Origin of the sequence: Falsiroseomonas oryzae, assembly GCF_027856955.1 — a bacterium.
In the GTDB taxonomy this organism is placed as follows: domain Bacteria; phylum Pseudomonadota; class Alphaproteobacteria; order Acetobacterales; family Acetobacteraceae; genus Falsiroseomonas; species Falsiroseomonas oryzae.
Genome location: NZ_JAPSMD010000231.1, coordinates 1 through 8,538 on the forward strand (window position 1 = coordinate 1; position 8,538 = coordinate 8,538).

The following is an 8,538-nucleotide window of genomic DNA, read 5'->3' on the forward strand; positions in this document are numbered from 1 at the left end:
GGCAAGCGCGCCGTCCACCGTCAGCGCCGTGCCGGTGCGCAGCGCGAAGCGCCCCGCCGCGCTGCCGCGCACGGCCTGTACGGCATTCGCCGCGGCGTCGAGCCGGACGTCGCCGGCCGTGCTTGTCGCGGCCAGGCGCGGCGTGGTCAGCACCCCGCCTGCCGTCTGGCCGAGCAGGTTCGCCGCGGCGAGTTCGATGGCGGTGGTTGCCGTGATCGGCGCGGCGACCGTCAAGCCGCCGGACGAGCTGACCCGCACGCGCCCGGCATTCAGCAGCCCCGTGCTCGCGCCGCCGGGCGCGGCCAGCGCGATGTCGAACAGCCCGCCGGCCGTGCCCTCCACGTAGGCCGCCGCGATGCCGTCGTTCAGCACCACGTCGCCGGCGGTACTGCGCACCGTCAGGCGCGGCGTGGTGATGCGCCCTGCGGCGCTGCGTCCTATGCCGCTGGCGGCGCTGAGCTCGATCGAGGTGGTGGCGGTGATGGCGGCGTCGATGGTCAGCGCCCCCGGCGAGCCGATCCGGACGCGGCCGGCTTCCATCGCACCGACGCCGCCGCCCGCGGCGAGCGCCACGTCGAACAGCCCGGCTGCCGCGCCTTCCACCGACCCGGCCGCGATGCCCTGCGTCAGCACCACGTCGCCAGTGGTGGCGCGCGCGATGAACCGCGGCGTCGCGATGTTGCCGGCCGCCAACTGACCGACGCCGCCGCCGCCGAGCAGTTCCACCGAAGTTGTCCCGCTGATCGACGCGCCGAGCGTCAGGACGCCGGTCGTCCCGACCCGGACGCGGCTCCCGCTCAGCGGGCCGGTCGTCGCGCCGCCGGGGGCGGTGAGCGCAATGTCCAGCAGCCCTGCCGCGGCGCCTTCCACCGCGGGGACGTCGAGGCCGGCCAGGGTGACGTCGCCGCCGGTGCTGCGCGCGACCAGCCGCGACGCGGTTACGCCGCCACCGACGCCGCGGGTGATGTTGCCGGCCGCCATGACGTCCAGTGTCCCGACATTGATCGGGCCGGCGATGGCCATGTCGCCCGCCGTCGCGACGGCCAGCGTGCCGAGCAGGCTGCCGGCGCCGAGCGTGCCGATGCGGTTGCCCGCGCCGGTGAAACGGGCGTTCTGCGTTGTCGCGGGCAGGCCGGTATTGGCGTCCACGGCGACGCGCAGCGTGCCCGCCTCGATGGCGGCGCCCGTCGCGGCCTGGCGGATCGCATCCGTGCCGAAGCGCGCCGAGCCGAGCGCGATCTCCAGCACGCCGGCGCGCACCGGTTCGCTGACCAGCAGCGGGTCGGCGGCGAGCGCCGCGCTGTCGGCGCGGGACGCCAGCATCAGCCGCCCGGCCACGTCCGACCGGCCGAGCGCGCGCACGAAGTTCCGCGGGTTGTCGAGGATCGCATCGCCCGCGGTGGTGCCGACGCGCAGCAGCGGCGTCTCGATGGCGCGCGGCGTGCCGGCGGTGCCCGTCGCCTGGGTGATGCCGGTGCCGGCCGCCAGCGTCACGCTGCTGGTGCCGCGCAGGTCGCCGTCGAGGAACAGCGCGCCGGTGGAGCCGATGCGCAGCGTCGGGGCGGTGGCGCCCTGCACCGTCAGCAGCGACGCCGTCGCGGCGACGTCCGCGCTGGTGGCGGCGAAGACATCCAGTTGCGCCGCGGTGATGCCGGAGGTCAGCTCCACCCGCCCGCCGCTGCTGCCGAGCGCGAGGCGCCCGGTCTGCAGCGCCAGGGCCGGGCCGCCCAGTATGTCACCGACGACGTTGATCTGCAGGGTCCGGGCGTCGCCGGCCTGCGTGACGACGATCGGCCCGTCCAGCAGCAGCGGGCCGCTGTTGTTGCGGATGGTCGCGCTGCCGACTGCCCGCAGTTCCCGCACCGTGCCGATGGCGTTGGTGCCATCGATGTTGACCAGTCCGCCCGCAACCACCCGCAGCACTGGCGTGACCAGGCTGGACGCGCCGAGGATGCCGGCGCTGCGCAGCTCGATCTCCGGCGCGCTGATCCCGTTCGTGCCCATGCCGCTGACGCCCGGCACGCCCAGGCTGTCCACCACGATGAAGCTGCCCGTGGCCGAGCCCGAGAGGCCGGGGATGCGGTTGCCCGGCTCCGCCACGCGCACATTGCCGCCGCCGGCATTCAGCACCAGCCCGGCGGCTATGCCCGGGCTCCCCGCGGGCTGCGTGATGCCGCCATCCGTCGAGGTCAGGCGCAGCGTCAGGCTGGGCGGCGACTGCCCGCCGGGGAAGGTGGAGGGGAAGGGGCCCACGACCTCCAGGGTGCCGGACGTGACGATGCGGAACTCGTTGCTCTCGTAGTAGCTGCTGCTGCCGAGCCGCCCGATGCGGTTGCCGTTGCCGTCGAGCCGTGCTTCCGCCAGCGCGGAGCCGACCGAGAAGCGGACCTCGTTCGCCGTCACCCCGGCGCCGTTGGCGTTCTGCCGGACACCGGCATGGGAGTCGAGCTGCACCAGCGCCGCGGAGAGTGGCGCGGTGATCTGCAGCGGGTTGCTGCCTTCGGGCAGGTTGATCGGCACCACCAGCCGGAAGGTGCCGCCGGCGCTGCCGCCGGCCAGGTTGCGGAGGCGGTTGCCGCCGCCGGACAGCAGCACGTCGCCGGCCGTGCTCGTCGCCAGCAGCGTCTCCGCGCGCAGCCCGCCATGCGTCGTGGCCTGCGCGATGCCGGCCCCCGCACGGAGCTCGATCCGCGTGCCGGTGCGGTCGGGGCCGCCCGCGACGAGCTGGCCCAGGTCGATCGTGCCGGATTCCAGCGCGATGGCGCGGCCCGCCGTGACGGCGAGCGTCGTGCCCAGCGTGGTCTGGATGTCGCCGCGCAGCGTCACGTCGCCATCGGCCGCCAGCGTCACGTTGCGCGCCAGCATGGAGGACGTGCCGGTGACCAGGTTGCCGCCCGTCCGCAACGAGATGTCGGTCCGCGCCAGCGGGCTCGCGCTGTTCAGCGCACCCGCGATCTCCATGTCGCCGGCGGAGACGATGGTGATGCCGGGGGCGGTGAGCGCGGCCAGCACGTCGATCGCGTTGCCGGCCCGGTCCAGCGTGACCGCGCCGCTGGTCGTCACCTCCAGCCGCCCGACATCCAGCGCGCCGCCGGGCTGCGTGATCGCGCCGCCGGTGTTCAGCACGAGAAGCGGCGCCGTGACGGAGCCGGTCAGCGCCAGTGCGCCATTCGTGGCGATGCGCGCGGCCGTGCCGGCGGAGACGTCCCCGAGCGTCGGGATCGGGTTCGCCGCCTGGTCCAGCCCGATCGCCCGGCCGGCCGAGACCGCGAGGCTGCCGGTCAGTGCGCCTGCGGTGGTCTGGGTGACGTCGCCGCTGCGCCCGCGCAGCGTCATCGCACCGCTGACAGGCGCCTCGACGGACAGCGAGGTCGCGTCCAGCACCACCTCCGCGCCGGTGACCGCACCGGTCACGCGCAGCGCGCGCGTGCTGAACAGCCCGAAGCGGCCGCCGCTCGCGCCGCTTGCGCCCAGCGCGTCCACGGTGTTGCCGAAGTCCAGCGCCACCGTCGTGCCGCTGGCGCGCAGCAGCGGCGTGATGAGGCCGGCGACGGACTGGGTGATGGCGCCCGCGATGTCGAGCCGGATCTCCGGCGCCTGCACGTTGCCGGCGATGTCGAGCGGCCCGCTGCCGGAGAGCTGGAACAGCCCGCCGATGCGCGATGCGCCGAGGCCGCGCACGGCATTGCCCGGCAGGGTCAACGTGACCGCACCGCTGGTGTCGAGGCGCAGCGTCTCGGCCGCCACCGTCGCGCCGGACGCCTGCGTCACCGTGCGGCCGGTGCCGGTCGTGGCCAGGTGCACCAGGCGGCTGGACAGCGGCGCCTCGACGCTCAGCGCCAGCATCGTGCGGATGCTCACTTCGTCGGCGGCGCTGATCGTGCCGAGCCGGCGGATCTCGTTGCCGGTGAAGAAGCCGGTGGAGTCGGTGTATTCGAAGCCGGTCAGCCGCACCGTCCCGCCGGCGGCCGTGGCGTGCAGCGTGCCGGACACCCACAGCCCCGCCAGGCTCGACGCCTGGGTGATGTTGCCCCCGGCCGAGAGGAAGGCCGTGCCGGCGGAGGACAGGCCGGCGATCTCCAGGTCGCCCTGGGTGGACAGCCGCAGCGTGCCCTGGACATTGGCGCCGCCGAGTTCCCCGTTGCCCAGCCGCGCGAAGCTGTTGCCGGGGTCGGTCAGCGTCACGTCGCCGCGGCTGGCGACGAACAGGCGGTCGGCGGTGACCGGCGCGGTCTGCGTGATGCTGCCGCGCGTCGTGATCTCCAGCGTGCCGGCGCTGACCGGGCCGGTGATGGCGAAGGGCGCGGCGTTGTTCGCCTCGACATAGAGCCGTCCGCCCACCGTGCTGGCACCGAGCTGCGAGAGGCTGTTGCCGTAGAGCGGCGTGGTCAGCCGTGGCGTGCCCGGGCCGAAGCCCGAGAGCTCCACATTGCCGGGAGTGGCGACGCGCAGCTGGGTCGCGGTGATCGGCGCGGGCGGGGCGCTGCCGCCGGTGGACAGCGCCTGGGTGATGTTGCCGCCAGCCGTCAGGTCCAGCGTCGCAACGCTGACCGCGGCCTGGAGATGCAGGGCACCGCCGGTTCGCAGCGTCAGCGTGCGCCCGCCGGTCAGCGTGACGGCGCCGAGCCCGCTGATCGCATTCTCCGTGCTGGCGAGCGTGACATCGGCGGGCGCCGTCAGCTCCAACCGTGCCGTCGTGATGCCGGCGCCGCTGGCCGATTGCGTGATGCCGCCGCCATTGGCGACCAGACGCAGCGTGCCGGCCCCGACCGGCCCGGTGATCGCCAGCGCCCCGGTGGTGCGCAGCGAGAGAAGGCCGGCGACGCTGCTCTGCGCCAGGGCGGGCGTGGCGTTGTTCTGCGCCAGCACCGCATCGCCGGTCGTCGTTGCCACGCGCAGCCGCGGCGTGGTCAGCACGCCACCGGTCTGGCTGATGCCGGTCCCGCCGGTCAGCGCGATACCGGTGGCGGCGGAGAGGTTGGCGTTGAGCGTCAGCGTGCCGGTCGTGCCGGCATCGATCTCCGGCGCGGTGATCGCGCCGAGGGTAAGCGCGCTGCCGCCGGTGATGGCGCGGAACAGCGTGGTCGCGCGGCCCTGCAGCGTCGCCGCGGCGAGCGCACCGTTCACGGAGACCTGGGCGCCGGCGCCGTCGGCGTTGAGCTCCAGCACGCCGGTCGCGCCGGTCAGCGCCGGGCCGGCGCCGATGCTGCCGGTGTTGGTCACGACGATGCGCCGCAGCGCCCCGTTCGCGCTGACGTCGATGGCCTCGTCCAGCGTCAGCGCCCGGCCGTTGGTCAGCAGCAGCTCCCCGCGGGCGGAGGAAGCGCCGAGCGTGCCGACCGCGTTCGTCGTGCCGTTCAGCCGCACCGCGCCGCCAGCGGCGACGCGCAGCGTGTCGGCCGTGATCACCGCGCCCGCGCCGGCCTGGGTGATGTCGCCGGCGTTGCGCAGCTCCACCACGGGGGCGGCAATCGGGCTGGTGATGACCATGGCGGCGCTCTGCGCGCCGGTCACGCGGAAGATCCCGCCGGCCGAGCCCTGCGGCGACTGGATGGCGTTGCCGATGCCGTCCAGCAGCACGTCGCCCGCCGCGCTCAGCACCAGGTTGTTCGCCGTGATCCCCGCCCCGGTCGCCGCCTGGGTGATGGAGCCGGTGACGGAGGTCAGGCGGATCGCCGCGCCGCTCTGGTTGAAGAAGGTCGCGTTGCCGAGCGGCCCGGTGACCTGCAGGTCGCCCTCGGTGACGAAGGTGAAGTTCGCCCCGGGGTCGCCCGCGCCCAGCCGCGCCACGGCGTTGCCCGTGGCGTTGAGCGTCACCGTGTTGCCGGAATCGATGCGTAGTTCCCGCGCGGCGATGGTGCCGGCCGACTGCTGCGTCGCGCCGAAGACATTGAGCGTCACCGTGCCGTCCGGCGCGGCGATCGCGCCGGCGATGGTCAGCGGCACCGTGCCTGGCCGCAGCGTGATGTCGCCGCCCGCCGTCGCGCCGTCCAGCCGGGCGAAGGCGTTGCGCGTGTCGGAGCGGCTGCCGCCGCCGTCGAGCAGGATGCTGCCGGTGCCGGCGCTCGCCGTCAGCCCGAAGGTGCGGATGCCGCCATGCCCGGCTTCCTGCGTGACGGAGCCGCCGGCGCGCAGCGTGACGGTGCTGGTGGTGCTGAAATCCGCCTCCAGCGTCGCGGAGCGCAGCACGATGTCGGTGCCGGCGTCCAGGGTCAGCGCCGCCAGAGAGCGCAGCCGCGCGCCGACTCGGATCGCGCCGCCTGCGACCAGCTCGATGCCGGTCGAGGTGATCGCGGCCGCCGGGTCGGCGAAGCCGATGTCGAGGTCGCCGTTGCTGCGCATCCGCAGCGTGCCGTTCACGCCGCCCGCGCCGATCTCGCCGCGGCTGAACAGGCTGCCGGCGATGTCGAGGTCGAGGCGGCGGTCCGCGGTGATGCGGGCGGGCAGCGATGCGTTGCCGCTGTCGTTCACCAGGCCCGCACCGGCGCCGGTGGTCACGATGCGCAGGATGCCGACATTGCCCGTGGAGATCTCGCCGCGGTTCACCACGCCGCCGCCGGCCGTCAGCTTCACGCCTTCCCAGTCCGGGTCGAAGGGATTGGGCGAGAGCGCGCGCATCAGGCTCCGCACCGTCTCGCCCGGCAGGCCGTTGACGATCTGCCCGCCGGCGGTGACGGAGAGCCGCGGCAGCCCGGCCGGGATGACGGTGAGGAAGTTGGAGAAGCCGATCTGGCCACCGGCGCTGTTCACCACGTCGGTCGCGGCGTTCACCTCGGTCCAGCCATGGCCGCCGATGAAGCCGCCCTGGTTGCGCACCGCGCCGCCGGGCAGGGCGGTGCCGCCGGCATCGCGGAACAGCGGCGCGCCGCCCGGCTCTGCGATGCCGCGCGCATCCACCCGCACCCCGCCGCCCAGCACCAGCCCGGTGCCGACGCCGAATCCGGTGATCGCGCCGGTGTTGACCACCTCCGTTCCGGACACCAGCAGCACCGCGGGCCCGGTGCCGTTGCCCGAGGGGTTGGGCTGGGTGCTGCTGAACCCGTTGATCGTGCCGGCATTGGTGATCGTGCCCGGCGCCGTGATGCGCACGCCATGCGTGCCCGCGACGCTGTTGCCGGCGGCGATGCTGGCGCCCGCCACGTTCTCCACGCCCGCGGCTGACGTGACGGTCGCGACCCGGTAGGCCCGGATCGTGCCGCGGTTAACGATGCCCGCGCCGCCCGCCGGCACCGTCAGCGTGCCGAAGGGCAGCTGGCCCGTGGTGTCCAGCCACAGCCAGCCGCTGTCCGTCTGGCTGGCGACCTGCCCGGCCTCGATCAGCGCGCCCGCCGCGTTCTCGATCCCGCCGGGCGCGCGCACCAGCAGCGAGGCGCCGGCCGCCTCCGCCGCGGGATCGGCGACGTTCCCCCCGATCTCGCCGGCGTTGAAGACGGTGGCGGCCTCGACCCGCACGGCGGCCGCGGCGTTCCAGCCGATGGATCCGGCCCCGTTCACCAGTTCGCGCGGCGTGGCGACGCGCACCGTGCCGCCGCCCCAGACGCGCGCCAGGTTGGCGAAGGGCAGGCCGGCGACGGCGTTGCCCGCCGCCACGAGCAGGTCGTTGCCGACGCCGTCGAAGCGCAGCGCGGCGCGCGGGGCGAAGTCCGCCACGCGGTTCGCCGGCCCGACATAGACGAAGTTGTTGTCCGACCCGACGGTGACCGGGCCGGTGGAGGTGAAGGGGGCGAACACCGCCACCGCGCCGTTCAGCACGTTCGGGTCCGTCGTGGCGCCCGTCGCGCGCAGCCGCGCAAAGGTGGGGGAGGTGATGGCGTTGCTGCCCGCCCCGGTCGGGCCGGCGATCACGATCCCGCCCGCCGTCACATCCAGCCCGGTGCGGTAGGTGGTGAAGGGCGCGTTGCTCTGGAAGCCGCCGCGCACCTCGAACAGCCCGGCGGTTTCAACAGCAAGCCGGCCGTTGATGTTCACGTCGCCGCCGATGAACACGCCGCTCCGCCGGTCCGCGCCGGGGTTCAGCGGATCGAGGGGCAGCTGCGCCGTGGTGGTGGATCGCGTGCGCAGGGTCAGGTCGTCGCCCTTGCCGAAGTTCCCCGGCATCTCCAGCCGGCGCCCGGCCTCCACCGTCAGCGGCGCGTTGTTGAAGGCGACGGTGGCGTAGCTGATCTGCGACTCCCCGGCCGGCACCGTGCCGAGCGAGAAGGTCCCGTTCGGCATCAGCCGCACGCGGTCGCCGCCCGCCACCAGCGCCTCGCCGCTGGTGACGCCCTCGGCGCTGGTGGCGCCGACGGCGTTGAGGAACGAGTCCACCACCACCTGGCCGGGCGAGGTGACTTCCACATAGCCGCCCGCACCGCCGACGATGGCGCCGGGCGATCCGGACACGCCGCCGCGCGCGAAGATGCCGCCGAGCGCGTCCGCGCGGTCCGTCGCGGCGACGATCACCTCGCCGCCCGCGCCTTCGCCGCTGCCGCCGGTCTGCCGCTCGGTGCCGGTGCCGCCGACCCGGCCATCGGCGAAGACGCGCGAGCCCGGCTGCAG

The 8,538-nt window shown here is 74.7% G+C and carries 1 protein-coding gene; it reads right to left on the reverse strand.

Annotation, left to right across the window (positions count from 1 at the left end):
* A partial coding sequence (locus OZN99_RS19535; RefSeq protein ID WP_270936939.1) for a beta strand repeat-containing protein occupies positions 1 to 8,538 on the reverse strand: 8,538 nt, incomplete at both ends.